This window comes from Vibrio sp. 378 (genome assembly GCF_033339435.1).
Genome location: NZ_JAWOUO010001060.1, coordinates 1 through 541 on the forward strand (window position 1 = coordinate 1; position 541 = coordinate 541).

Annotated in this window: 1 protein-coding gene; it reads right to left on the minus strand. The window is 46.0% G+C overall.

Annotated elements, in window-relative coordinates; genetic code table 11:
• Positions 1 to 541, minus strand: a 541-nt coding sequence (locus R7Q48_RS30360) for a HAMP domain-containing protein (protein WP_318134124.1), incomplete at both ends; no start/stop codon positions are given.

Sequence of the window (541 nt, forward strand, 5' to 3'; positions counted from 1 at the left end):
TATTTTTGACTGGCGGGAATGACTCCATTTGCTCCTGACACAAGGGTTTCTGCTATCCCAACCATGCCATGTAGCGGTGTACGCAATTCGTGCGAGGTTGTTGCGAGGAACTCATCTTTCAGTTTATCAGCCAGTTGCAACTCATCATTTTGCTTCTGAATCAGCTTGATGTTGCTTTCAAGTTCTTCGTTTTGCTGTTTGATGGTTTGGATTTTTTCTCGAATCGAGCGCTGCATACGTTCGAAGCTGATAGCCAAGCGACCGATTTCATCTTTACGCTCGGTATTGAATGTCGTTTCGTCGAGGTCGCCAGCGGATACTTTCTCCGCCGCCCAAGTCAGCTTCAGCAGTGGTGATGTAATGAAGTTGGACAAATAATGCGATGCAATCACCACAAGAATGATCGCGATTAGCATGGCGATAACGAAGAGCTTTTCCAGTTGATGAATGCGTGAAAACGCCTCTTTTTCTGGAAGTTGAACCACGAGCGCCCATGTAATACCGCGTGTTTGAATTGGGGCAAATGCAGCGATAATTTCTT